The sequence below is a fragment of the Pseudomonas frederiksbergensis genome (genome assembly GCF_017114915.1).
Taxonomy (GTDB): Bacteria; Pseudomonadota; Gammaproteobacteria; order Pseudomonadales; family Pseudomonadaceae; genus Aquipseudomonas; species Aquipseudomonas frederiksbergensis_I.
This window is the reverse complement of sequence record NZ_JAAUOE010000006.1, coordinates 163,708-186,186: the sequence shown is the minus strand read 5'-3', so window position 1 is coordinate 186,186 and position 22,479 is coordinate 163,708. Positions and strand designations below refer to the sequence as shown.

Annotated in this window: 18 protein-coding genes; 3 read left to right on the top strand and 15 right to left on the bottom strand. The window is 60.7% G+C overall.

Features of this window, described 5'->3' with window-relative positions:
- Window positions 1-62 precede the first annotated feature (62 nt).
- From HCU66_RS07275 to HCU66_RS07215, 13 genes are all read right to left on the bottom strand, one after another.
- A complete protein-coding gene (locus HCU66_RS07275; RefSeq protein WP_420908045.1) occupies window positions 63-1,286 on the bottom strand; it encodes a methyl-accepting chemotaxis protein in 1,224 nt (407 codons plus the stop codon).
- A 587-nt stretch (window positions 1,287-1,873) separates the two neighbouring features.
- A complete protein-coding gene (locus HCU66_RS07270; RefSeq protein ID WP_007935965.1) occupies window positions 1,874-2,278 on the bottom strand; it encodes a TraR/DksA family transcriptional regulator in 405 nt (134 codons plus the stop codon).
- Between the two features lie 326 nt (window positions 2,279-2,604).
- Window positions 2,605-3,627 carry an ABC transporter permease gene (locus HCU66_RS07265; protein WP_205887836.1) on the bottom strand — a complete coding sequence of 341 codons (1,023 nt, stop codon included), beginning with the start codon at window positions 3,625-3,627 and terminating at the stop codon, window positions 2,605-2,607.
- A gap of 57 nt (window positions 3,628-3,684) precedes the next feature.
- Entirely contained in the window at window positions 3,685-5,250 is a 1,566-nt protein-coding gene (locus HCU66_RS07260; protein WP_205887835.1) for a sugar ABC transporter ATP-binding protein, read from the bottom strand.
- A 69-nt stretch (window positions 5,251-5,319) separates the two neighbouring features.
- On the bottom strand, window positions 5,320-6,246 hold the full coding sequence (locus HCU66_RS07255; RefSeq protein WP_205887834.1) for a sugar ABC transporter substrate-binding protein: 927 nt from the start codon (window positions 6,244-6,246) through the stop codon (window positions 5,320-5,322).
- 303 nt (window positions 6,247-6,549) lie between these two features.
- Entirely contained in the window at window positions 6,550-7,602 is a 1,053-nt protein-coding gene (locus HCU66_RS07250; RefSeq protein WP_205887833.1) for a Gfo/Idh/MocA family protein, read from the bottom strand.
- Between the two features lie 45 nt (window positions 7,603-7,647).
- Window positions 7,648-8,673 (bottom strand): bifunctional inositol 2-dehydrogenase/D-chiro-inositol 1-dehydrogenase, encoded by a 1,026-nt coding sequence (iolG, locus tag HCU66_RS07245; RefSeq protein WP_205887832.1) that lies wholly within the window; start codon window positions 8,671-8,673, stop codon window positions 7,648-7,650.
- Window positions 8,674-8,704: 31 nt separating this feature from the next.
- Entirely contained in the window at window positions 8,705-10,636 is a 1,932-nt protein-coding gene (gene iolD, locus HCU66_RS07240; protein ID WP_205887831.1) for a 3D-(3,5/4)-trihydroxycyclohexane-1,2-dione acylhydrolase (decyclizing), read from the bottom strand.
- Window positions 10,637-10,667: 31 nt separating this feature from the next.
- Complete coding sequence (locus HCU66_RS07235; protein ID WP_205887830.1) at window positions 10,668-11,489, bottom strand: TIM barrel protein; 822 nt, start codon at window positions 11,487-11,489, stop codon at window positions 10,668-10,670.
- Between the two features lie 26 nt (window positions 11,490-11,515).
- Window positions 11,516-13,018, bottom strand: coding sequence for a CoA-acylating methylmalonate-semialdehyde dehydrogenase (locus HCU66_RS07230; protein ID WP_205887829.1), 1,503 nt, complete (start codon window positions 13,016-13,018; stop codon window positions 11,516-11,518).
- A 44-nt stretch (window positions 13,019-13,062) separates the two neighbouring features.
- Complete coding sequence (gene iolB / locus HCU66_RS07225; protein ID WP_205887828.1) at window positions 13,063-13,872, bottom strand: 5-deoxy-glucuronate isomerase; 810 nt, start codon at window positions 13,870-13,872, stop codon at window positions 13,063-13,065.
- Window positions 13,869-14,762: a myo-inosose-2 dehydratase gene (gene iolE / locus HCU66_RS07220; protein WP_205887827.1), complete on the bottom strand. Its 894-nt coding sequence runs from the start codon at window positions 14,760-14,762 to the stop codon at window positions 13,869-13,871. Before iolE ends, iolB begins: the two co-directional genes overlap by 4 nt.
- 32 nt (window positions 14,763-14,794) lie before the next feature.
- Window positions 14,795-16,732 carry a bifunctional 5-dehydro-2-deoxygluconokinase/5-dehydro-2-deoxyphosphogluconate aldolase gene (locus HCU66_RS07215; protein ID WP_205887826.1) on the bottom strand — a complete coding sequence of 646 codons (1,938 nt, stop codon included), beginning with the start codon at window positions 16,730-16,732 and terminating at the stop codon, window positions 14,795-14,797.
- A gap of 311 nt (window positions 16,733-17,043) precedes the next feature.
- Between HCU66_RS07215 and HCU66_RS07210 the strand changes: the two genes are divergently transcribed.
- Entirely contained in the window at window positions 17,044-17,964 is a 921-nt protein-coding gene (locus tag HCU66_RS07210) for a MurR/RpiR family transcriptional regulator (protein WP_205887825.1), read from the top strand.
- A 107-nt stretch (window positions 17,965-18,071) separates the two neighbouring features.
- A complete protein-coding gene (locus HCU66_RS07205; RefSeq protein ID WP_205887824.1) occupies window positions 18,072-18,683 on the top strand; it encodes a glutathione S-transferase in 612 nt (203 codons plus the stop codon).
- Between the two features lie 164 nt (window positions 18,684-18,847).
- Here the strand turns inward: HCU66_RS07205 and HCU66_RS07200 are convergent, their stop codons facing one another.
- Window positions 18,848-20,089: a M20/M25/M40 family metallo-hydrolase gene (locus HCU66_RS07200; protein ID WP_205887823.1), complete on the bottom strand. Its 1,242-nt coding sequence runs from the start codon at window positions 20,087-20,089 to the stop codon at window positions 18,848-18,850.
- A gap of 127 nt (window positions 20,090-20,216) precedes the next feature.
- The gene (locus HCU66_RS07195; RefSeq protein WP_205887822.1) at window positions 20,217-21,290 is read right to left on the bottom strand and encodes a diguanylate cyclase; all 1,074 of its coding nucleotides are present in this window, start codon (window positions 21,288-21,290) and stop codon (window positions 20,217-20,219) included.
- Window positions 21,291-21,518: 228 nt separating this feature from the next.
- Here HCU66_RS07195 and HCU66_RS07190 point away from each other — a divergent pair, with 228 nt between their 5' ends.
- Window positions 21,519-22,463 carry an alpha/beta fold hydrolase gene (locus HCU66_RS07190; RefSeq protein ID WP_205887821.1) on the top strand — a complete coding sequence of 315 codons (945 nt, stop codon included), beginning with the start codon at window positions 21,519-21,521 and terminating at the stop codon, window positions 22,461-22,463.
- The last annotated feature ends 16 nt before the right edge of the window (window positions 22,464-22,479 follow it).

Genomic DNA, 22,479 nt, shown 5'->3' with positions numbered 1-22,479 from the left:
CGCTATCGAACTCCTGAAGCGCGAGTTCCTCAGATGCAGTGAGCCGCTGTTGGGTCGCCCTCTCAGCGAGGACGTTCTGGCTTGTAACCCAGGCGCAAACCACCCCAATGCCGGCCCTTGAGCATGATCGGCACCGAGAGGTCGTGCATCAGTTCACCGGTGTCGCGGGTGTAGGTCTGCAACAACACGGGTTGCTGATGGCTGCCACAGCGGATCCCGGTGCGGTCGGCGAACTTGCGCTTGGTGCGGTTTTGCAGGGTATCGACCTGAACATCACCGGTCAGTGGCTGGCTGAATACAGTGTTATGGGTCGGCACATAACCCTGCTGAGTGCAGGCAATGGCGAACACCAGGCCTTCGTGACGCGGCAGCAACGGTTCCTGAATGGCCGGCAGTACCTGATCGGTGTAGCGGTCAAAGCGGGTCTGGTATTTGACCGGGCTGGAGTTGGGGATCGCCTGGTAATTGCGATCGAACAGGTCATCCAGGCTGATCCGGCCCTGGTCGATATCCGCTTCGAAACGCGCCGCAATCTGACTCGCCCCTTCCCGGGCCAGGTCATAAATCCGCTGGTGGTAGTCATCCAGTCCGACTTCGGCGAGACGTTCGCTGATGGTTTCAGCCTGCTCTTCCATCTGCACCGCCGCCTGGGCCAGACGTTGGGTTTGCTGGTCACTGATCGCCAGATCGCTGCGCATTTGTTCGATCGCGTGGAACAGGCTGTCAAGTTGTTCGCGATTGGTGTCTGCGCCCTGAGCGATTTCCCCGACCTGCCTTTCGACACCGGCGGCCAGTCGCGCGATGTTTTCCAGATGCTGCCCGGTGTGCTCGACTTGCGCGACGCCGGTATTCAGATCGCTGGCCAGTTGACGAATCTGCTCCACCACTTGTGCCGTGCGTTGTTGAATGTCGGCGACCATCTCCCCGACTTCGCCGGTCGCCGTCGCCGTGCGCGCGGCCAGGCCACGCACCTCGTCGGCCACCACCGCAAAGCCGCGACCGTGTTCCCCGGCCCGCGCTGCTTCGATGGCCGCGTTCAGCGCCAACAGATTGGTCTGGCTGGCGATGGACTGAATCACCAGCGTGACCCGCTGGATATCGTCACTGCGCAGGCTCAGGGCTTCGATCAGCTCACGGCTGCTGCTGGCACGCTGACTGAGTTGATGCATGCGCGCAATGGACTCGACCAGTTCCGTTTGCCCTGCCGCGCTGCTCTGATGGGCTTCGCTGGCCGCGCTCAAGGCTTCCCGGCTCAGTTGCGAAGTGGCGTGTTCGGTGGCGATCATCACTTCGGCGCTGCGGACAATCTGCGCAGCGGCGTCGAGTTGCGATTGCAGTTTGTCCGCCAGTTGCTTGACCGAGAAGGCGACACCGGCGGCCGACAAGGCGTTATGACTGGTGGTGTAGGAAAGATCGCGAGTCAATCCAGCGATGGCGCTGGAATTGTCCGCGGCGGTTGCCTCTGGGAGCGTGCGCGAACGCAGGCGCGGCAGCCAGACAATCAACACGGCCAATGGCAGGCCAAGGTAAAGCGACCAGCCCGCCAATGCCATGCCGCACAGCAGGAGCATCAGGGCGATGCTTTGCAGGGTCGGCGTAAGCCACAGGTTTTTCGGTAAAAGCACGGCTGCGGGCGCTGCCCCAGCCAGAGACCCGTCTCGCGTCATCGTTTGTCACCCCATGCATCTTCTAATTGTTGTATCCGCATTAAACGCCACCATAAGGCCATTATCTATGGTCCGTTAGTAGGGGGGGATGCAGCAGATCAATAGAAGTGCGTGAAATTTTTCGGGCGACAAAAAGCTTCGCGGGCAAGCCTCGCTCCTACAGGCCTGTAGGAGCGAGGCTTGCCCGCGATAGGGGCGCTACTGAATCAGGCCTGACGCTGGTGCTTGTCGATCTGCTCGTGACGTTCTTGAGCTTCGATGCAGTACTTGGTGGTCGGGCTGATCAGCAGGCGCTTGAGGCCGATTGGCTCGCCGCTGTCATCGCACCAGCCGAAGCTGTCTTCCTTGATGCGCTCCAGAGCCTGTTCCAATTGAGGCAGCATGCGCTGGTCGCGATCGATCGCGTTCACCAGCCAGGTGCGCTCTTCTTCGACGGAAGCCGCGTCAGCCGGATCGGCCGGGGTGTCCAGGCTCTCGATGGCGATGCGATTCTGTTCGATGCGCTCATGGGTTTCGACTTTCATGTTCTGCAACAGCTCAGAGAAAAAAGCATGTTGCTCGGCATTCATGTAGTCATCCGCCGGCATGGCCAGCAACTTGTCCTTTGTCATTGATATCTCTATAAAAAAACGTGCATTAAGGCGAATTAGGGAGCGTTCCGTTGAGCCTGGAGCGGTCATTGGAACGGCGCCGTTTATTCCAAGCGCCACCCGGCACTCAATTTACGAGGGGCGGCAGTCTAAGGCCGACTTGAGGCCTCAGCAACTGAAAAGACAGCAAATCTGTCCGACAAAGCCCTGAAAGTGCCCTACGGCAGGCTTTGAGGCGCTTATCGGAGTGCGTTTATAGCAAGAAATTCAGTCCAGCGGCTGTATACAGAAGACAAACGGCTGCGCCACGCGGGTCGGCGTGGCGCATTTTCGTGTTTCGCGTGGCTTCAGCGCTTGAGTTTGCGCTTGTTGCGGTACTGGTCGATGACCACCGCCACCACAATGATCAGCCCCTTGATGATGTCTTGAATATAAGCGTCAACACCGACAAAGGTAAAGCCGCTGGCCATGACCCCGAGGATCAACGCACCGATCACGGTGCCGGTGATGCGCCCTACGCCACCGGCCAGGCTGGTGCCGCCGATGACCGCCGCGGCAATCGCGTCCAGTTCATAAGACATGCCCATACCGGCCTGCCCGGTCGCGGCCCGTGCCGACGCCACCACCCCGGCCAGACCTGCAAGCAGCCCGGCGATGCTGTAGACGATCACCAGATGGCGCTTGACGTTGATCCCGGAGGTACGCGCCGCCTGCATGTTGCCGCCGATGGCGTAGGTGTACTTGCCGTACTTGGTGTAGCGCAGGGCGATGTGAAAGATCACCGCCACCACCAGAAAGATGATCACCGGCATCGCGCCGTGTCCGATGGCCGTGTAGGAATCCGAGAGCATGCTCACCGGCTGACCTTCGGTGTAGTAGCGCGCCAGGCCCCGAGCCGAGACCATCATGCCGAGGGTGGCAATGAACGGCGGAATCCCGGTGATCGCAATGATGCTGCCGTTGATCGCCCCCGCCAGCAATCCCACCCCGAGCCCGGCGATCACCGGAATCCACACCGGCAAGTCAGTCAGGGATGGAAACACCGCCCGGGCAAAGTCCGAGGTCTGGGCCAGGCTGGCGGCAATCATCGCCGACAGCGCCAGCACCGAACCGGAAGACAGGTCGATACCGGTGGTGATGATGACCTGGGTCACCCCGATCGCCAGCAGGCCGATGATCGACACTTGCAGGATCATCAGCACCAGGCGCTGGGAGTTCATCAGGAAGCTCTGGTCGCGAACGATCCAGCCGAACATTTCGAACACCAGGCCGATGCCGATCAACACCAGGAAGATACTCAACTCGGTCGGAAAGCGCCGGCGACTCTTGACCGGTACCGCTGCAGGTTTGTTTTCCAGTATCGCGTTCATAACCACTCACCCTTCTATTGCGTCGCCGACGACGGTCATGGCCACCGCCGGTATCCATTAGTGAACCGCGGACATGCCCGAGGCCAGTTGCATCACCCGTTCCTGGGTCGCCTCACTGCGGTCGAGGGTGCCCATCAGGTCGCCCTCGTGCATGACCATCACCCGGTCGCTCATGCCCAGCACTTCCGGCAACTCCGAGGAAATCATGATCACCGCCATGCCTTCGCTGGCCAGGTAAGCGATCAGCCGGTAGATCTCGGCCTTGGCGCCGACATCGATGCCCCGGGTCGGCTCGTCGAGAATCAGGATTCGCGGGTTGGTCATCAGCCAGCGCGCCAGCAACGCCTTCTGTTGATTACCGCCGGACAAGGTATCGATGCACTGCTCCAGCGACGGCGTTTTCACCCGCAACTTCTTGCACATGTCTTCACACAATGCGCGCAGGGCTTTTTGCTGGATGAAGCCGTTGCCGACGTAATGGGGCAATACCGCCATTTCCATGTTCTCCAGCACCGACAGGCACGGGAACAGGCCGCTGAGCTTGCGATCTTCGGTCAACAGCGCGAAGCCCTTCTCGATGGCCATGTGCGGATCACTGATGCGCACCACCTCGCCGTCGAGGCGGATTTCGCCACCGTCGCTTGGGGTGATGCCAAAAATCGCCTCGGCGACGTTAGTCCGCCCCGAGCCCATCAACCCGGCGATACCCAGGATCTCCCCGGCGTGCAGGTCGAAGGAGACGTCCTTGAAAATGCCGTCCAGCTTGAGGTCGCGCACCGACAGCAGCAGATCGCCGATCGGCTTCTCGCGCACCGGGAACAACTGGCTCAGCTCGCGACCGACCATCATCGAAATCAGGCTGTCGCCGTCCATGCTGTCGGCCCGTTGCAGGCCGACGTAGGCGCCGTCGCGGAACACCGCCACTTCATCGGCGATGCTGAACACTTCGTTCATTTTATGAGTGATATAGATGATGCCTTTGCCCTGACTCTTGAGGTCGGCAATGATCGAGAACAGATGGGCGACTTCCTTGTCGGTGATGGCCGAGGTCGGTTCGTCCATGATCAAAATGTCGGAGTCATAGGACACCGCCTTGGCGATCTCGACCATCTGCCGTTCGGCGATGCTCAGGTTGCCCACCAACTCTTCCGGGTCAAGGTTGATCCGCAGACGCTCCAGCAGTTTGGCGGTGCAGCGGTGCATTTCACGATGGTCGATCATGTGCAGGCCGTTGAGCTGCTCGCGGCCGATCCAGATGTTCTCGGCGATGCTCATGTGCGGCATCAGGTTGAGTTCCTGGTGGATCATCGCGATGCCGGCCTGAAGCGCAGCCAGTGGCGTTTCGAAGACCACCGGTTTGCCCCGCAGGCGCAACTCACCGGCGTCCGGCGGGTAGATGCCGGCAATGATTTTCATCAGAGTGGATTTGCCGGCGCCGTTTTCCCCCATCAGCGCCAGCACGGAACCAGGACGCACCCGCAGCTGTACGTCGGACAAGGCCACCACACCGGGAAAACCCTTGCTGACGTTGACGATCTCCAGCAGGTACGGCTCATCGACAGGCGTTGCGGCTGGCTGGATACCCACCAACGGGGTGCTTGAAGCAGTCGCTGAAGCGAACATGATCAGGTACTCCATCAGCAAGGTCGCGTCGCAACCTTGCGTGCTTATTGTTGTTATCGAATGGACGGGCTATTTGAAGGTGTCGACGTTTTGCAGGGTGATCAAGCGATACGGCACCCACACGGCCGGCTCGACCGGCTCGTTCCTGACCATTTTCACCGCCGTGTCGATCGAACCGTCTGCCTGCCCCTTGGCGTCCTGGAACACCGAGACCACCAGAGAGCCCTTCTTCACCGCGTTCAAACCATCGGGCGTACCGTCGACACCGGCGATCAGCACACTGCCTTTGGCAACGCCCGCCTGTTGCAGGGCCATGGCCGCGCCAATCGCCATCTCGTCGTTGTTGGAAACGACCGCGTCGAATTTGCGGCCCTGGGTCAGCCAGTCGTTGACCAGGGTCATGCCCTTGTCCCGCGACCAGATGCCGCTCTGCTCTTGCTCGATCTTGATGTTCGGGTACTTGGCCAGCACCTCTTTAACGCCCTTGGTGCGGTTGGTGGTGGAGTTGTTGGCCAGATCACCGAGCAGGATCACGATGTCGCCCTTGCCGCCCATTTTTTCGGCCAGGTACTGCATCTGCATCTGACCGGCCTCCAGATCGTTGGAAGCAACAGTGACCACGCCTTTGGGCAGGTTCAGGTCATCGGGACGGCGATTGACGTACACCAGCGGAATGCCGGCCTTGACCGCCGCTTCAGTGATTTTTTTGGTGGCGGCGGTATCCACCGGGTTGACCACAATGGCGTCGACCTTTTGGCTGATGAAGCTTTCCACCTGGCTCAACTGCTTGACCACGTCGCTGCGGGCGTCTTCGAACTGCAGCTGGACGCCATCGGGATAGGACTTGGCTTTCGTGTCCATGGATTCGCGCAGGTAGGTCAGCCAGGTGTCATCGAACTGCGACATGCTGACGCCGATCTTCATGTCAGCGAGGGCGGCGCCGCTGGCGAACATCAGGGACAAGGCCAGTGAGGCGAATCGGATCTTGGTCTTCATGAAAGGTCTTTCTCCACATTCTTGTTGGTTTTATGGATAAGGCGTGACGTTTTCAGTAAGCGGGCAAGCGAGAGATGGAATGAAGCGAGACGCGAGGCAGGTCGCGAGAGAGGTGCAGCGCACAACGTAAAACATGCAGCGCAGAGTGGAAGGTTTTCATCGACGGTACCTGGCTTTGTTTCTTGTTTTTGGTGCGTCCTTCACTCGTTCAAGGCCTGCTTGAGCGTGATCGGACGTTGATAGTCGGCAACCTGGAAACGACTTTATTGGAAAATAATTTCTATATCAACTCATTTTAGAATTTTATTCTGATTTTATTCCATGGCTTTCAAATGGGCTCAACGCCACCACTTGATGGCGCTCGGAACTTAGCCGCGCAGCGTCTAGCACGCGGGTGGTCGCCAGTGCATCACGGGCGTCGACCGGCAGTGGGCCACCGCTCTGTAACGCGGTTTGTAGCTGCAAATAGAACTGATTCCAGCAGCCACGCTCGGACGGCACCCGCTCACGCACCTCGCCCTGCTCGAACCAGCCCCAACGCCGGTGTTCCTCGACACCCCAGCGCTCGCCTTCGGATTTCGGTGTGAGCCCGGCGAGGGTCGACGCCTCCTGTCCGTCCAGACCGTCGACGCTGTAGCAGCCTTGGGTTCCGGTCACGCGAAAGCGCGGGCCGGGGGTGTTTTGCAGGCAACTGCCGCCCAGGTGCGAGATCACGCCGTTGGCATGGGTCAGGGACATAAAGAAGCCGTTATCGAAAGGCTGGCCCTTTTCGACGTACTCCAGTTCGGCATAAACCCGGGTGACGGGACCGAACAACAGCAGCGCCTGATCCACCAGGTGGCTGCCCAGATCGCGCAGGAAACCGCCGCCGCTGCCGTTGTTCACCGACTGCGGCGAGTAGCGTTCGATCCGCGATTCGAAACGAGTGACCTGCCCCAGCGCGCCGGACTCGATGAGTTTGCGCACCGTGAGAAAGTCCGAGTCCCAGCGTCGGTTCTGGTAGACGCTCAAGTGCACGCCCTGACGCTCGGCCATGGTGATCAGGGTTTGCGCCTGTTGCGTATCGGCGGCGAATGGCTTGTCGCTGACCACCGCCACTCCGTGTTCGATGGCGTCGAGCACCAGTGCCGGGCGACCTTTGAGCGGTGTGGACACCACCAGCACATCAACCCCGGCTTCGACCAGTTGGCCGATGCTGTCGAAGGCCGGCACGCCGGGATGTTCCGCGGCCAGCAGTTGCCGACGCTCGGCGGAACGGGTGACCACGCCCACAAACGTCGCTGCCGGCAGACTGCTGATCAGCGGAGCATGGAAAAACCGGCCGCCATGGCCGTAACCGACAAGTCCGATACGCATGTTGTTCTCCTTATGATCGTTCCCACGCTGCGTGGGAACGATCGGTTAGCCGTAGAAATGTGGGCGGTCTGGCAGGCCGACTTTGACGATCTGCCCGCTGTTCTGCGCCTCGACGCAGGCATCCGCAGCGACGGCGGCGGCGAAGCCGTCCCACGCCGATGGCCCGCCGACCTGCCCGGCCCGCACGCCATCGATGAACGCCTGCAACTCGACGTCGTACGCGGCGACGAACCGGTCCTTCCAGTCCATCAGAATCGCATTGGACAGCTTTGCCCCGCTGCGCAACTGAACCTGCGACGGCTCCGGCAGTTTGGCGATGCCGGTCTCCCCCACCACTTCGCACTGGATGTCGTAGCCGTACTGGCAGTTGACGAACACTTCCACGTCGATGCGCGTGCCCTTGGCGGTTTCCAGCAGCACGATCTGCGGGTCTTTCAAATGGGCGTGGGCCTTGCTGGTCTTGCGCGGGAACACCACTTGCACCGACACATAGTCGTCGTCGAGCAACCAGCGCAACACGTCCAGCTCATGGATCAAGGTGTCGGTGATCGCCATGTCGGTCTTGTAGTTTTCACCCACGGTCGGGTTGCGGTGGGCGCAGTGCAGCATCAGCGGCTCGCCGATCTGGCCACTGTCGATCACCGCTTTCAATGCCCGATAACCTTCATCGTACGGGCGCATGAAACCCACCTGCACCAGTCGCTTGCCGTGGGCCACCTCGGCCTCGACGATCTTGCGGCAGCCTTCGGCGGTGACGGCCAATGGCTTCTCACAGAACACCGGTTTGCCCGCGGCAATCGCCGCCAGCACGAACTCTTCGTGGCTCGGGCCCCAGGAGGTGACGAGGATTGCGTCGACGTCCGGCGCCTTGATCAGCGCGTGGCCATCGGGATAGACCTCGGCGGTCAGCTTCAGGTCGGAGACGACCTTGGCCGCTTGCTGCACATTGATGTCAGTGACCGCGACGACCTGACTGTTGAGCAAGGTCTGGCTGCAACGACGGATATGGTCCTGGCCGATGGCCCCGGTGCCGATGACGCCAATGCGCAACGAATTGGAAAGCGAAGACATATAAACACTCCTGTTGTTCGTTTCAGGGCAATCAGTATTGACGGGCCTTGGCCAATCGTTCGTTGAGGGTCTTGGCCACCGCATCGGTGCGGGCGCTGGTGGAGACTTGCGCCACGCCGACCCGCCACCACGACAGGTATTTGTGAATCATGGTTTTGGGCAGAACCTTGATGTCGATCAGCGTCGACACCGTCTGCAAGCGTGCATCGGCCAACGCGGCTCGCAACTCTTCAACCGTGTTCACCTTGTAGGTCTTGCAGCCGTAGGCGGCCGCACTCATGGCGAAATCCACCGGCACGAAGCCGCCATCGAGCTTGCCGGTTTCAGGGTTGCGGAAGCGGAACTCGGTGCCGAAGCTGTCCATGCCGTGTTCCATTTGCAGGTTGTTGATGCAGCCGAAGGTCATGTTGTCCAGCAGCACCACGTTGATCTTGCGGCGCTCCTGGATCGAGGTCGCCAACTCCGAGTGCAGCATCATGTAGGAGCCGTCGCCCACCAGTGCATAGACCTCGCGCCCAGGCTCGGCGAGCTTCACCCCCAGCGCGGCGTTCACCTCGTAACCCATGCACGAATAGCCGTACTCGACGTGGTAGGTGTTCACGCCCTTGCTGCGCCAGCTGCGCTGCAAGTCGCCGGGCAGGCTGCCGGCGGCGGCGACGATCACCGCGTCATCGGCCAGGGTTTCATTGAGCACGCCAAGCACCCGGCTCTGGGTCAGGCAGGAACCGGTCAGCTCGATGAATTCGCGCAGCACCGCCGGGTCCAGGTGGTCGTTGATTTCCGGAACGAAATCCTGGGTCTGGTACTCGACCTGATAGATGCGGTCGACTTCCTCGTCCAGCTGCGCCCTGGCCTGCCGGGGTTGATCGCCCCAGCCGGAGCGATAGTCGCCCAACACATCGGCCAAGGCGTTCAAACCGGTTTTGGCGTCCGCCAGCAGTTGCACGCCGTCGAGTTTCAGGGCATCGCAGGGGCTGATATTGAGGTTGAGGAATTGCACCTCCGGGTGTTTGAACAAGGATTTCGACGCGGTGGTGAAATCGCTGTAGCGCGTACCGACGCCGATGATCAAATCAGCATCCTTGGCCAACAGGTTCGCCGCCAGGCAACCGGTTTCACCGATCCCGCCGACGTTCAGCGGATGGCTGGACACCACCGCGCTCTTGCCGGCCTGGGTTTCGGCGAAAGGAATATCGAAGCGTTCGGCAAAGGCTTGCAACGCCGCGTTAGCCCCCGAATATTTGACCCCGCCGCCGCAGATGATCAGCGGTTTACGCTTGCCTTTGAACAGCGCCACGGCATCGCCAAGCATTGCTTCGGTGGCCGGACGGCGCTCGAGGCGGTGCACGCGTTTTTGCAGGAAGTCATCGGGATAGTCGTACGCCTCGGCCTGCACGTCTTGCGGCAGGGCCAAAGTCACAGCGCCGGTTTCGGCGGGATCGGTGAGCACGCGCATGGCGTGGATCGCCGCGGTCATCAGTTGTTCGGGACGGTTGATGCGGTCCCAGTATTTGCTCACGGCCTTGAACGCATCGTTGGTGCTGATGCTCAGGTCGTGGAACTGCTCGATCTGTTGCAACACCGGGTCCGGTTGGCGACAGGCGTAGACGTCGCCAGGCAACAGCAACAAGGGAATACGGTTGGCAGTGGCCGTGGCGGCAGCGGTCAGCATGTTCGCCGCGCCCGGGCCTACCGATGAGGTACAGGCGTAGATCTTGCGCCGCAGGTGTTGCTTGGCGAACCCGATGGCAGCATGGGCCATGCCTTGCTCGTTGCGGCCCTGATGGACGACCAGGTCGCCGCTGTCCTGCTCCAGCGCCTGCCCCAGCCCCAGCACATTGCCGTGGCCGAAAATGGTAAAGATCCCGGCGACGAATTTGCTCTGAACCCCATCGACCTCGATGTACTGGTTATCGAGGAATTTCACCAGGGCCTGGGCCATGGTCAGTCTTGTTGTGGTCATGCTTGCACCTTTTCCGTATGCGAATCCGATGTCAGGCCAGGGATTTCTGCAGGTGATCCATGCTCGCGCCGATCGCCGTCTGGATATCTGCCAGGCCATGGACGCTGTCGGCAAACGGTTCGAACGACAGGTAGCCGCTGTAGCCGCTGCTGAGTAAGGTGTCGATCTGCGCCGCATTGCCGAGGATGTCGCCCTCGCCCACCAGCACCCGATGGCCATCACGAATGGTCGCCAGCGGCGCCTCGGCATCTTCGACGCCGGAGATGTGCACCAGCCCGGTCAGCTCGGGGAAGAACTCATGTTCGCTGGCCAGGTGATGGTGGAAGGTGTCATGCACCAAACGAAACACATCCAGCCCGCCGATGGCCTTGATCGCATCCACCGCTGTGCGTTTGCGCCGCAGCGAGCATTCTTCGAAACCCAGCGGCTCGATGAAGCCGAGGATGCCGTGAGCGCGCAAGATCGGCGCCAGCTCACTCAACGCCGTGCGCAGGCCGGCCGCACGCTGCGCCTCGGTACGTGGATCAGCGCGGTCGTTCAGCGGGCACATGACCAAACCCTGCGCGCCACAATCACGGGCATACGCGGCAAGCTTCAGGGCGTGTGCGCGGCGCTCGTCATTCCAGACATCGAACGGATACAGCGCGTTGATCGACAACACAGTGATGCCTTTGGTCGCGCACAATTGACGCACCTGTTCGGGCGCGGTGCCGTCTTCGATTTCAACGCCCTTGAGATCATCGCGGATCTCGATGGCATCGGCCTTGAGGGTCACCGCCAACTCAATGAACGCCGGCAGGGACAAACGTGGGGCGACCATACGGTTCAGGGCGAAACGCAGGGGTTTGCTCATTTTTTGTTGTTCTCCGTATCAGTGAATTATTTGGCGGTCGGCATGCTGAATTCAGGGCCCTTGGCGATGCTGTCGGGCCAGCGCTGCATCACGCTTTTGTAGCGGCTGTAGAAGCGAATGCCTTCTTCGCCATACGCGTGGTGATCACCGAACAGCGAGCGCTTCCAGCCGCCGAAGGAATGCCAGGCCATGGGCACCGGAATCGGTACGTTGATGCCGACCATGCCGACCTTGATGCTGCGGGCAAACGAGCGAGCGATGCCGCCATCACTGGTGAAGCAGGACACGCCGTTGCCGAATTCATGGGCGTTGATCAGTGCCACGGCACTGGCGAAATCCGGCACCCGCAGGATGCCCAGCACCGGGCCGAAAATCTCTTGCCGGTAGATGCTCATCTCGGTCGTGACCTTGTCGAACAACGTCGCGCCGACGAAGAAGCCGTTCTCGGCGCCCGGCACCTTGAAGTTGCGTCCGTCGACAATCAGTTGCGCACCCTGGGCCACGCCTTCGCCGATAAAACCCTCGACCTTGGCCTTGTGTTCGGCGGTCACCAGCGGCCCCATGTCGCTGTCGCCCTGCAGGCCGTCGCCGACCTTCAGTTGATCGATGCGCGGCAGCAGTTTGGCAATCAACTGGTCGCCGACATCACCGACGGCCACGGCAATCGAAATCGCCATGCAGCGCTCGCCAGCCGAGCCATACGCTGCGCCGATCAACGCATCCGCCGCTTGATCCAGATCGGCATCGGGCATGACGATCATGTGGTTCTTCGCACCGCCCAGTGCCTGCACACGCTTGCCGCGCGAGGTCGCTTGCTGGTGAATGTACTCGGCAATCGGCGTCGAGCCGACAAAGGAAATCGCCTCGATGTCCGGGTGTTGCAGCAAGGCGTCAACCGCCGCCTTGTCGCCCTGGACCACGTTGAACACACCGTCCGGCAACCCGGCTTCGGTGAGCAAACGGGCCATCAGCAAACTGGCGGATGGATCGCGCTCGGACGGCTTGAGGATGAAGCAGTTACCGGTGACCAACGCCAGCGGGATCATCCACAACGGCACCATCACCGGAAAGTTGAACGGTGTAACCCCGGCGCAGACGCCCAGTGGCTGGCGCAGGTTCCAATTGTCGATGCCACCGCCGATGTTGTCGCTGAAATCGGTTTTCAGCAGGTTCGGCGCGCCACAGGCGTATTCGACGATTTCGATGCCACGGGTCACTTCGCCCTTGGCGTCGGACAGCACTTTGCCGTGTTCGCGGCTGATGATTTCGGCCAGTTCGTTGTGATGACGGTCGAGCAATTCCTTGAACTTGAACATCACCCGCGAACGGCGCAGGGACGACTGCTCGGACCACGCCGGGAACGCCTTCAGGGCCGAAGCGACGGCGGCGTCCACGGTCTTCTGGCTGGCCAGCCCAACCCGCGCCTGAACGCCGCAGGTGGCCGGATTGAAGACATTGCTGAACCGCTCGCTACCGCTGTCCTGCACCTGACCGTCGATGTAATGGCCTATGACCGGGGCGTCGCTCATTGTTCTTGTTCTCCGTTCGAATGTTTAAATTCAGGCGTTGTAATTCAGAGATCCAGCAGCCAGCTGTGCTGCGGATCGTTATGGAACTGCCAGACACGTTTCGGGCCGGCCATCACGTTCAGGTAGTACGACTCGTAGCCGTAGGGCACGCTGACCGGGTGATAGCCCTTGGGCACGACCACCAGATCATTGTTTTCCACGGCCATGGCCTGATCGATGCTGCGATCGTCGGTGTAGACCCGCTGGAACACGAAGCCCTGGGGCGGGTTGATCTGGTGGTAATAGGTTTCTTCGAGAAAGCTCTGGTGCGGCAGATCGTCGGTGTCGTGCTTGTGCGGCGGGTAGCTCGATGAGTGCCCGGACGGCGTGCGTACTTCCACCACCAGCAGCGAATGGGCCGGTTCGGTGTCCGGCAGGACGTCGCAGACATAACGGGTGTTGGCACCCTTGCCGCGCACGCTGCGTTTCATGCTGTCGGGTTTGATCAGCCGTGGGCCAAGGTTTCCGGTAGTCGAACCGGGCGCCGCGCAAACAGCAATTTGCACATCGCTCAACGCCACCACCTGGGCCTGGCTGCCGGGCGGCAAATACACCGCGAACGGCGATTTGTCTTCGAACACCGATTGGCGATCACCGATGTTGTCCCAGTCGAACGCGCCCTGCCCCGGCGCTTCGCCCTTGATGCCGACCCGACCGCTGAGCAGCACCAGGCACAGTTCTTTGTCGCCCGCGCTGACCGGCAGGGCTTCGCCGAGGCTCAGCCGATAAGCGGCGAAGCCGACGTATTCCAGCGTGCCCTGCCCCAACTCGACCATGGTCCGGCCGCGGGCATTACTTTTGACCAGCAGGCTCATCGCGTCATCCTCTCGTCAAGCAACGCACGCAAGGTGTCATAACCTTTTTTGGCGTAGACGTAACTCGGTGCCACCGCTGGATCCTGTTCGGCCTCGACCACCAGCCAGCCGTGGTAATCGACGCCCAGCAGCACGTCGAGCAAGGCGCCGAAGTCGATGTCGCCATCGCCGGGCACGGTGAAGGTGCCGTTGATGATGCAGTCCGGGAAGCTCCACAGGTTGTTGCGCGCCAGTTGCACCACCGGTTTGCGCACGTCCTTGAAATGCACGTGGCAGATGCGTTCGATGTGTTTGCGCAACACCTGCAGCGGTTCGCCGCCGCCCATGTAGCAGTGGCCCGAATCGAACAGCAGGCCGACTTCGCTGCCGGTCAATGCCATCAGTTTGTCGATGTCGGCCGGGGATTCGACGTAGGCGCCCATGTGGTGGTGATAGGCCAGACGCACGCCCTGGGACAGGGTGAAACGCGCCAGTTCGGTGAGTTTGTCGGCGTACTCTTGCCAGGCTTGTTCTGTGTGGAAACGCGGGCGTTCGACCAGGGGAATGCGCTGGCCTTGAATGGAGTCGGCGACTTCGCCATAGACCAGCACCTTGGCGCCGTTCTTCGCCAGCAGCTCGACATGGCTGCCGATGGCGTCGATTTCCTCGGCCACGGAACGGCGGGCCAGACGGCTGGAATACCAGCCGGACACCAGCGCCAGGTCATACGGGCGCAGCACATCGCCGACACCCTTGGCGTCCCTGGGAAATTTGCCGTTAAGTTCGAAGCCTTCGTAACCGATGTCCTTGCCTTCGCTGAGGGCCGTGCTCAACGGTGTCTCGCCACCGAGGGACGGCAAGTCGTCGTTGCTCCAGGAGATCGGGTTGATGCCAATTCGGATAGCGGGCATGACTGCACCTTTTATTGTTTTTTCTAGAATGTTCAGGCTCGGGCTGTGCGCCAGGCATCGATCAGTTCGACGAACGTGCCCTGCACCTGGCGGATCAGCGTTTCATCGTCGATTTCACCGGCCATCCACGCGCGGCTCGGCTCCTGGAATATCGTCCGGCCCACGGCGAAACCACGGCAGGTCCGGCTCTGGCTGGCCTGTTGAAAGCCTTCGGCCAGGGTCGCCGCCGGGGCATTCAGGCCCAGCAGCACCACGCCACGGCAATACGGGTCGCGTTCCTGAATCAGCTCGTCGAGTTGTTGCCACTCCTCGGCGCTCTGCGCTTCGATCTTCCACCACGCCGGGTAGATGCCCAGGTTGTAGAGGCGTTTGAGGGCGCGATAGAGCACGTCCGGATGCTGTGACGGGTGATCCTTGGGCGGGATGATCTCCAGCAGCAATTCATGCCCGCTGACTTGCGAGGCCTGATACAAACCCTTGATCTGCGCTTCCTGCTCCAGACGCAGCAGTGGCTCGTCGTCGGGATGGAATTGCACCAGGCATTTGATGACCTGTTCTTGCGGCCAGGCGATCAGGTTGCTGCCGATCGAGCGCCCGTGTTCGAACGCCAATGGCCGCGAACCCTGCACCTCCACCGGCCGTGCCACCCACCAGCCGCGACCGGTGGCGGCGTTCAGCGAGTCCTGACCGAAACGTTGATCGGCCAGCAAGCCGACATCGGCGTCGACACCCTGCTCGCGAAGGTCCGCTTCGACCCGCTCCACGGCTTTGATGAAGAGTTGTTTGAGTTCGCCGATAGCGCTCAGGTCGCGCCCGCCCTTGTGGGCCAGCTCCACCAGTTGCCCGCGATGATCGAAGGCAAAGATGAACAGTTGCTTCCACTGTTTGCGCGGCACGCTGACCTGATGCAGACGCTGCAACATGGCGTCCTGATCCGGCCGGGTGATCGGCACCGGGCTGTTGAACAGGTAATCGAGTTCGGCGCGGGTCGGCATCGCCGGGGCACAGGCATGGCGCGACACCACCAGCCCACCGCAGGCATTGGCCAACTGGCAGCAGCGCTCGTCGCTGGCGTCCTCCAGCCAACCGCCGAGGAAACCCGACATGAAGGCATCGCCGGCGCCCAGCACATTCAGCACTTCGACGCGCACACCGGGATAGATCGCGCCGTCTTCCAGACGCGCCGGAATCACCCCGTGAATCACCGTGCAGCCTTGCGGACCGAGCTTGACCACCAAAGTCGCCGCGCTCAGGCGCCGGACATTGCGCAGCGCGGTGAGCAAATCCTCGGAGCCGCCGGCGATCAGGAATTCTTCTTCAGTGCCGACGATCAGGTCGAAACGCGGGAGGATTTTCTGCACATGCTGGCTGACGTTCTGGTCGGCGACGAAGCGGGTTTCGCCGTCCGCCTTGCCGGCCAGGCCCCAGAGCACCGGGCGGTAGTCGATGTCCAGCACCCGTTTGACGCTGTGCTTCTCGGCGTAGTCCAGCGCCTGGATGCTCGCCTTGTAGACGCCGTCGGTGGAGAAATGGGTGCCGGTGATCAGCAGCGCTTTGCTGGAGGCGATGAAGGCTTCGCTGATGTCTTCGGCGCGCAACGCCATGTCGGCGCAATTTTCGCGGTAGAACACCAGGGGAAAGGTTTCGCGATCCTTGAGGCCCAGCAGGACCATGGCGGTCAGACGTTCCGGATCGACCTTGATGCCGCTGACATCGCAGCCCTCGCGGGTCAGGGACTCAACGAGGAAGCGGCCCATGTGGTCGTCCCCTACCCGGCTCAGCATCGCTGACTTCAAACCCAGCCGAGCGGTGCCGAAGGCGATGTTGGCGGACGAGCCGCCCAGGTACTTGGCGAAGCTGCTCACATCCTCCAGCCGCGCCCCGACTTGCTGCGCGTAGAGATCGACGCCAAGGCGTCCGAGGCAAATCAGATCCAATTGACGCCCACTGGCAAAACGAGTCTGGCCCATGCTGGCTCCTGTTATTTTTATCAGCCTGCGTTCGGGGCGATGAAGGCGCCGAACACTCTTGGTGGATGCAGACTAAAACGTCGGGGGCCGAACAATCAATATTTATTCTATATATTTTTTACGTGGAATTTTTTTTCCAATAAACTTTAATACGAGCGTTCCAGACACCGTGCATCGTTTCAGCAAGCCCCAGGCCGGTTGCACGCTCAAGATTTTATTCCGGCCTACCCTGTAGACTGCGCACAGCCAACCTATTGTCAGGGGGTGACGAGAACCGTCATCTCCATAAGAACAAGCCAGAAGGATTTCTTATGTCCCGCACCGATCAGCCGGCTACGACCGAGAGTACGTCCGATAGCGATCTCGCCAGCCCTCCGATCAATGCCGAGCGTCTGTTGCAGCTGATTACCGAGGAATACGAAAGCCTGCCGCGCCAGCTCAAACGCATCGCCAGTTACATGAGCCAGCAGAGCGACCGGATCATGGTCGACCGCATCAGCGACATCGCCCGCGAATGCGAAGTGCACCCGTCGGCCATCGTGCGCTTTTCCCAGCGCTTCGGGTTCAGTGGGTTCAGCGAGATGCAGGCGCTGTTTCGCGAGGCCTACACCCACAAGACCACGCCGGTGCAGAACTACCAGCAACGCATCCGCAGCATGATCGCCAACAAATCGCAGAAGGCCAGCGGCGGCGACCTGGCGCGCGAGTGCATCAACGCCACCCTGTCGGGCATCGAACGATTGGGGCTGGAACTCGATGACCAGGCCTTCGACAAGGCCGTGGACCTGGTGGTGAATGCCGACAACATTTACGTGGTCGGGGTACGCCGCTCGTTCGCGGTGGCCGATTACCTGGTCTACAACCTGCAACACACCAACAAGCGCATCCATCTGGTGTCGGGCCTTGGCGGCAGTTACCGCGAGCAGATGCGCAGCGTGCGCGCCAACGATCTGGTAATCGCCATCAGCTTCACGCCCTATGGCAAGGAAACCCAGCACTGCCTGCGCATCGCCCAGCACCATCAGGCGAAAACCCTGATCATCACCGACAGCAACCTCTCACCGTTGGCCAAGCGCGCCAACACCGTGCTGCTGGTCAACGAGGGCAGCTCGTTTGCCTTCCGTTCATTGAGTGCGACTTTGTGCCTGTGCCAGGCGCTGTTCATCGCCGTGGCTTATCGACTGGAATTGAAGGTCGACGAGATTCATGAGCAGGCAGGCTTTGAGGATTAGCCTTCGAGGATGAGCGATAGGCTTTGAGGATTAGCGCGAAGCCGTTTGCAGGTCGCTGAACCTCGGCTAAGGTTGTCCCTCCCCAAGGACCGTTAAGGAGAGGCTCAATGAAACTGATCGGCATGCTGGATTCGCCCTACGTGCGGCGCGTCGCCATTTCCGCTAAATACCTGGGCATCGCGCTGGAGCACGAATCGGTTTCGGTGTTCAGGAACTTCGAGCAGTTCCAGCAAATCAACCCGGTGGTGAAGGCGCCGACCCTGGTGCTGGACGATGGTGAAGTGTTGATGGATTCGACGCTGATCATCGATTACCTGGAGACCCTGGCCGCACCGGGTAAAAGCCTGATATCCAACGACCCGGATCAACGCTTGCGCTCGCTGCGACTGATCGGCCTGGCGCTGGCGGCGTGTGAAAAATCGGTACAGCTTTACTACGAGCGCAACCTTCGGCCAGCGGAGATTCAGTACGGACCTTGGGTGGAACGGGTCGAAGGGCAATTGGCGGCGGCGTATTCGGCGCTGGAGCGGGAGCTGGAAAAACAGCCGCTGAAGACCGACGGTTCCATTGCACAGGACGGGATTAGCCTGGCGGTGGCCTGGAGCTTTACCAACCTGGTGGTGCCGGATCAGGTCGACGCCGCCCAGTTCCCGAGAGTCAGCGCGTTCACCGCGTATGCCGAGGGGCTTGAGGTGTTTGTCGAGACACCGATCATCTAGGCAATACGCCGGAAGATAAAACACCGCAAATCCCTGTGGGAGCGGGCTTGCTCGCGAAAACGGAGTGTCAGTCGACATTATCGTGTCTGATACACCGCCTTCGCGAGCAAGCCCGCCCCCACAGGTTTGCGTACCTTAACTGTCTGGCATTGGAATCTGGTCGATTACGGCTTGGCCAACTCCATAATCATCCGCGACAGCAAATAAATCCGCGGTGCCACGCTTTCGACCTCGGCGTATTCCTCAGGCGTATGGATATTGCCGCCAACCATTCCGAACCCGTCCAGCGTCGGCGTGCCAACACCCGCGGACAAACTCGCATCCGCCGCCCCGCCGCTACCTTCTTCCGTCAACTTGCGGCCAATTTCGCCGTAAATTCCCTGAGCCATGGCCATCAAACGATCCGATTCCGCCGTTTGCGGCATCGGTGGCAAGCCGCGCTTGAGGCTGGTGGTGACTTGCGTATCGGCAATCAGTTTGTCCTTGGAAACCCGCGCCAAGTCTTTTTCGATCCGGTCGAATTCTTCCGGCACCGCCGCCCGCACGTCAGCCTTGGCGGTGGCCTGATCCGGAATCACGTTGGTGCGGTCCCCGGCCTTGAGCACGGTGAAGTTGATCGTGGTTTTCTTTTCCGCATCGCCCAGCTTGCCGAGTTGCAGAATCTGGTGCGCAGCTTCCATGGCAGCGTTACGCCCCAGTTCCGGGGCAACGCCCGCATGGGCAGCCTTGCCTTTGACCTCGACCACGGCAGTCGCGCTGCCTTTACGCCACACCACCAGCCCATCGGCCGGACGACCTGGCTCAAGGTTGAGCGTCACGTCATGGGCCTTGGCGGTTTTCTTGATCAGGTCGGTGGCGACCTCCGAACCGGTTTCTTCACTGGCGTCGAGCAGGAAAGTGATCTGCGCGTAATCCTTGAAGTCGAGGTTCTTGAGGACTTTCAGCGCGTAGATCCCGGCGACGATGCCGCCCTTGTCGTCCATCACACCTGGCCCATAGGCGCGGCCGTCCTTGATCTGGAACGGGCGCTCGGCGGCGGAGCCTTCCTTGAACACGGTGTCCATGTGCGCCATCAGCAGGATTTTCGCCTTGCCAGTGCCTTTGAGGGTGGCCAGCACATGGTTGCTCTTGTCCGGGGTGTTGGGCACCAGTTCGATGGAGGCACCGAGCTTTTTCAACTCGTCGATGGCGATGTCACTCACCTGGGTCAGGCCCGGCTCATAGCCGGAGCCGGAGTCGATGTTCACCAGCCGCTCCAGCAGTTTCAGGGCTTCAGCCTTGTACTGTTCAGCATCGGCGAGGACTTGTTTGTGGGGTTCGGCGAAGGCTGCGGGGGTGAAGGTGCCGAGGGCGAGGGTCAGGCCAAGGCTGGTGGCCAGGAAGGAACGCGGGAGTTTGAACGTCATGAATCGATCCTTGTTTCGTGTCGGGGTCTTTAGACCCTACCTGACTACGACGCAAGGCTCTACACCGGATGCGACACATACACACCTGATCCACCGAAGAACCGATGTGGGAGCCTGTGGTGATCAGTCAAACCGAGTCGAGCAACTCTTTACGCGGCTTGCCGTCGCCATGGCAAATGACGCGATTACGGCCGGTGGTCTTGGCTTCGTAAAGCGCCTGGTCGGCGTCGTTGAGCCACAGGGTCGCGTCGTCGTGGGCCGGGTTGAAGGCCGCCAGGCCGATGCTCAAGCTGACTTTCAGCGCCGGGTTCTGCTCGTAACCCAAGGTGGCGAAACGAGCACGCAGCGCATCCATCGCCACGGCGGCGCGCTCCAGTGGCAGGTCCGGCAGCAGCACGCAGAATTCGTCGCCGCCATAGCGCCCGGCGACATCGGCGGCACGCAGGTTCTGCTTGAGCATTTTGCTCAGCTGACGCAAGACGATGTCCCCTGCGACATGGCCGTACGTGTCGTTGATGATTTTGAAATGGTCGATGTCGATCAGTGCAATCGCCCCGCCCTGTTGCTGACGTTGGCAACGCTGAAACTCGATTTCCAGCTGATCTTTCCACGCACCGTGATTCAGCAGGCCGGTCAGGCTGTCGGTGCGGCTCAGGGCCAACAGTTCGCGTTTGTGTCGGCCAAGGGTGTCGGCCTGACGGAAGCAGACCCAGCCCAGGGACAGCGGATAAATCGACAGCAAAGGCAAACAGGCGTATAGCTGAAATGGACTGGTTTGCGGGACAAAAGCCGGCATGAACACCAGCAGCCCGAGGCCTATCCCGAGCACCTGCGCGACGGCGCCCATCAACAGAAAACGCAAACCGCCAATGGCCACGTTGTGCATCGCCATCATCGACAGCGTAGCTGCGCTGGGCAGCGGATTGAACTGCATGGCGGCCACCCAGAAACCGCCGAGAAACGCGTCCACCAGAATGTTGCGGTGTTCGGCCTGATAAGGAATTTTCGCCCGACGCGCCCATTGATAGGCCACATGCGGCCAGATGACGCCGTTGAACAGCATCACCACCCAGACCCAGGGCGCGGGATCGAGTGGATACATCCCTGCACCGACACACAATAGTCCAAGGGCCAGACCCAGGATGCGCGACCCATAAAGCCTCCTGGCCAATGAAAGTCCCTTTCCTCCCTTTTTTTCCATAGAGGCCTCTGTACTACTGAACCGAGCCTGACAACACACGGGTGAAAGTGTGTTTGAAGTCTATCAGGGCAACGTCAAATAGCCATCTCCGGCTTGCAGTCTGAATAACATGGCATTGCCATGAGGCGAGTGCCCAATGTTTGTCTATACATGAAGGAAGGGATCGATAAACCACGAGAGGCTCCGCCAACCACCTTCCGTCCTGATCATTGCAAAAGGAATAGCCTGATGCTTTTGTTGGTTGTCACTATCGCCGTTTTCGTGGCCTGGAGCTGGTTGAGCTACCCGGCCATCGGTTACTGGCTCTATGACTTGAACATGGCGCTGGAGGCCCGGCTGTATCGGTTGCACAAGCTTGTCGTGCCGATCACCGAAATGACCGTCTCGACCTGGCAGGGCGGGCCCTACGAAGCCTCCAGCAACATACTGATGCTGCACGGCTACAGCGCCGACAAGAATATCTGGCTGCGCTTCGCCCGGCATTTTGTCAACGACTACCGGGTGATCATCCCCGACCTCGCCGGCCATGGCGAAACCGGTTTCAAGGCCGGTGGTGGCTACGACATTCCGGTCCAGGCCAAACGATTGATCCAGTTGCTCGATGTCTGCGGCGTCGAGAAGGTGCACGTGATCGGCAATTCCATGGGTGGCTACATCGCGGCCTGGCTGGCGGCCAATTACCCCGAGCGTATCGTTTCACTGGCGCTGCTCGACCCGGCTGGCGTCACTGCCCCGGAACCCAGCGACATGGAGCGCCACCTGGCTCGAGGCCATAACCCGTTCCTGATTCATTCCCGTGAAGAGTTCCAGCATTTCTACGCCATGACCATGGCTTCGCCACCATGGGTACCGGGGATCGTGCTGGACGCCGTCGCCCAGCGCTATGAACAGCAGCGCGACGAGCTGGAAGAAATCTTCAGGGACTTCCGGGCCAGCCCGCCGATGGAACCGAAACTGCCCGACATCAAATGCCCGGCGCTGCTGCTTTGGGGGCGCAAGGACCGCTTGATCGACGTCAGCAGCGTGCCCGTCTGGAGCAAGGGCATCGTCGATCTGCGGGTGGAAATCTGGGACGGTGTCGGCCACATGCCGATGGTTGAGCAGCCGACCAAAACAGCACGCTTGTACCGGGAGTTTTTGCGGGCGCATCACATGACCCCCACCGCCTCGTAGCAGCAGCCTCGCAGGC

What these genes read in the sequence shown, in the direction of transcription:
- iolB (WP_205887828.1), bottom strand. Translation starts at nt 13,872, where the DNA reads ATGAGCCTGCTGGTCAAAAGTAATGCCCGCGGCCGGACCATGGTCGAG.
- HCU66_RS07255 (WP_205887834.1), bottom strand. Translation starts at nt 6,246, where the DNA reads ATGAAGACCAAGATCCGATTCGCCTCACTGGCCTTGTCCCTGATGTTC.
- HCU66_RS07195 (WP_205887822.1), bottom strand. Translation starts at nt 21,290, where the DNA reads ATGGAAAAAAAGGGAGGAAAGGGACTTTCATTGGCCAGGAGGCTTTAT.
- HCU66_RS07200 (WP_205887823.1), bottom strand. Translation starts at nt 20,089, where the DNA reads ATGACGTTCAAACTCCCGCGTTCCTTCCTGGCCACCAGCCTTGGCCTG.
- iolD (WP_205887831.1), bottom strand. Translation starts at nt 10,636, where the DNA reads ATGACCACAACAAGACTGACCATGGCCCAGGCCCTGGTGAAATTCCTC.
- HCU66_RS07265 (WP_205887836.1), bottom strand. Translation starts at nt 3,627, where the DNA reads ATGAACGCGATACTGGAAAACAAACCTGCAGCGGTACCGGTCAAGAGT.
- HCU66_RS07190 (WP_205887821.1), top strand. Translation starts at nt 21,519, where the DNA reads ATGCTTTTGTTGGTTGTCACTATCGCCGTTTTCGTGGCCTGGAGCTGG.
- iolE (WP_205887827.1), bottom strand. Translation starts at nt 14,762, where the DNA reads ATGCCCGCTATCCGAATTGGCATCAACCCGATCTCCTGGAGCAACGAC.
- HCU66_RS07270 (WP_007935965.1), bottom strand. Translation starts at nt 2,278, where the DNA reads ATGACAAAGGACAAGTTGCTGGCCATGCCGGCGGATGACTACATGAAT.
- iolG (WP_205887832.1), bottom strand. Translation starts at nt 8,673, where the DNA reads ATGTCTTCGCTTTCCAATTCGTTGCGCATTGGCGTCATCGGCACCGGG.
- HCU66_RS07235 (WP_205887830.1), bottom strand. Translation starts at nt 11,489, where the DNA reads ATGAGCAAACCCCTGCGTTTCGCCCTGAACCGTATGGTCGCCCCACGT.
- HCU66_RS07230 (WP_205887829.1), bottom strand. Translation starts at nt 13,018, where the DNA reads ATGAGCGACGCCCCGGTCATAGGCCATTACATCGACGGTCAGGTGCAG.
- HCU66_RS07260 (WP_205887835.1), bottom strand. Translation starts at nt 5,250, where the DNA reads ATGTTCGCTTCAGCGACTGCTTCAAGCACCCCGTTGGTGGGTATCCAG.
- HCU66_RS07210 (WP_205887825.1), top strand. Translation starts at nt 17,044, where the DNA reads ATGTCCCGCACCGATCAGCCGGCTACGACCGAGAGTACGTCCGATAGC.
- HCU66_RS07250 (WP_205887833.1), bottom strand. Translation starts at nt 7,602, where the DNA reads ATGCGTATCGGACTTGTCGGTTACGGCCATGGCGGCCGGTTTTTCCAT.
- HCU66_RS07205 (WP_205887824.1), top strand. Translation starts at nt 18,072, where the DNA reads ATGAAACTGATCGGCATGCTGGATTCGCCCTACGTGCGGCGCGTCGCC.
- HCU66_RS07275 (WP_420908045.1), bottom strand. Translation starts at nt 1,286, where the DNA reads ATGATCGCCACCGAACACGCCACTTCGCAACTGAGCCGGGAAGCCTTG.
- HCU66_RS07215 (WP_205887826.1), bottom strand. Translation starts at nt 16,732, where the DNA reads ATGGGCCAGACTCGTTTTGCCAGTGGGCGTCAATTGGATCTGATTTGC.